Below are 1358 nucleotides of genomic sequence, written 5' to 3'. Positions count from 1 at the left end.
TCGCTCTGACCCACCAGGATGAGCGACATCGGACTTTGGGCATCCATCTTGAAATTGAGTAAGAACCGCACTTCCTCCAACATCTCCCGATCCAGGAGATGCGCTTCATCCACGATCACCACCGGTAGTAAATGATGAATCCCGCGCATGAGCTCGATCTCCCGGTGCAACTGCCGTTTGGCGTCGCCCCGATAAAACTTCGACTCGCACCCCAACTGTTCCAAGAGTCCCTTGTAAAAATGGCGTGGTGTCAACTTGGAATCCGCCAGGTACATCACACTAAACTTGGCTGGGTCCAGAATATCCTTAAACCGGCGGATGGTTGTCGTCTTACCGGTTCCGCAGTCACCGGTGACAATGGCGAATAACTGACGCTGGGCGGCGTATTGCAGACGCCCTAACGTCTCCTCCAGCATCAGCGAAGGATAGAGTTCGCCCGTTGGAATATCCCGCGAAAACGGCGTTTTCGATAGCTCATAGAAAGTTTCAAACATGCCCGTCATCCTCCTTCCGGACCGTCCGGTAGGAGATGGCGGGGGCTGTTTCATTCTTCCGTTGCCGGTTTTGCCGTGCGGCGGCGGCCAGGAGTCTTGACGATTCGGCGGGTAGCGGTTGAATTCGCTCTGGCATCTTCGGACGCTCACCGGCCCGTTCGCCAATGTTCAACTGCCGTGCTTGCCACGGTTGGTGCCCTTCATACTCGATGGTGAGTTCCGTGATATCGGCGGGGTCGTAAACCACATCCACCGTACAGCCGATGAACGAAAGCCCGACTTCATATTTCCGGCCGTCAAAGCTGATGCAGCCCGCCTTATCCACTTTCCGTTCCTCCGAGTACAGAAAAGCACTCCCGACAATCTCCGGGTCTAAAAACCTCAGCGCTTTCGGATCGCTCCGATAGGCGGTCCGCGGACTCTTGCCATCCAAACCGGAATGAGGTTTGTTCTGATAGCACTCTTCGAGCCAGACCCCGAATAACTCGTTGAGTTTGTCCAATGATTGCGGTTTCTCCAGGGTGGCTTCCGCCAGAAAGGAATCGACCACGCGATTGAAGCGTTCCACCTTCCCGGTGGCTTCCGGGGAATAGGGCTTGGCGAATACCAGCCGGATTCCCATCTTGGCGCAAGCCCGGCTCATCCATCGCGTCCGGTACTGGCTGCCGTTATCGAAGTATACCGCTTCCGGCGCTCCATATTTGCCAATTGCCTGTCGAAAACAGTCCTGGACGATGACCCGGTCCAACATCGGGTAAAACTGGCCATGAAGCACGTACCGCGTGGCATCATCCATAAAGGTGACCAGATACACCTGCTTTTTGGTTCCGTCCTTGCCAATCGGCAGATACGGTCCGTACTTGA

The 1358-nt window shown here is 55.4% G+C and carries 2 protein-coding genes; both read right to left on the bottom strand.

Features of this window, described 5'->3' with window-relative positions; genetic code table 11:
* Positions 1–494 (bottom strand): ExeA family protein (locus EDC14_RS26425; protein WP_132018426.1); only part of this gene is annotated, 494 nt, incomplete at its 3' end.
* A partial coding sequence (locus EDC14_RS26420; RefSeq protein ID WP_165908350.1) for a DDE-type integrase/transposase/recombinase occupies positions 487–1358 on the bottom strand: 872 nt, incomplete at its 5' end. The genes EDC14_RS26425 and EDC14_RS26420, both read right to left, overlap by 8 nt.

This window comes from Hydrogenispora ethanolica, from assembly GCF_004340685.1.
Classification (GTDB): domain Bacteria; phylum Bacillota; class UBA4882; order UBA8346; family UBA8346; genus Hydrogenispora; species Hydrogenispora ethanolica.
Note: the sequence above shows the minus strand (reverse complement) of the source record. Positions and strands in the feature narration are given on the sequence as shown.